This window comes from Vibrio sp. 1641 (assembly GCF_033339995.1).
Classification (GTDB): Bacteria; Pseudomonadota; Gammaproteobacteria; order Enterobacterales; family Vibrionaceae; genus Vibrio; species Vibrio alginolyticus.
The window spans coordinates 1-578 of sequence record NZ_JAWOVP010000370.1; the positions used below are offsets into that span (position 1 = coordinate 1).

At 44.6% G+C, this 578-nt stretch carries 1 pseudogene; it reads right to left on the minus strand.

Annotation, left to right across the window (positions count from 1 at the left end):
• Positions 1-578, minus strand: a pseudogene (locus R7Z47_RS26035) (hypothetical protein); the annotation flags it as partial.

A 578-nucleotide genomic window follows, 5' to 3' on the forward strand; every position in this document is an offset into this window, starting at 1 on the left:
TGGTATATTCGAAACCCGTCACCACGCCGACATGATGGTCATAACTATCTCGATATACACTTTCAAGCTTCCATAACCAATCTCCGACAATGCCTTGAACATCAATACCGACATGACTCATCAGCGCATAATATGGTTTGAGTTCACCTTGCTCGAATCGAAAATAAGGATCTCGATTGGTCCCATACAAATAGCTCAAACCAATATCCCAATCACCCAGCATTTTGGAATATCGAAATGCCACATCAATGTGTTTCTCTTCCCTACTCGATTCATAAATAGCGTTGTCAGAAATAACAGGCTCCGTACGTAAACGTCCGTCTTGACCAGCAAAAGTACGCTCCCGAAAATAAGGAAGTACCATGGCATGAAAAGCGCCCCAATCTTTAATCGCCGTAAAATGTACCATTGGCTGACCCAGTTTATCTTCGCCATCAACCGCTTCCACGGCATCTGTTTGGTTCACAACATCAACCAGATGCGCGGACTCGGTGACGCCCCAAAACACTTTACTGATCCCAACTCTAAGCTCGTAATCATCCCAATACGTGAGAAAAAGCGCTTCTCTAATGTCACCG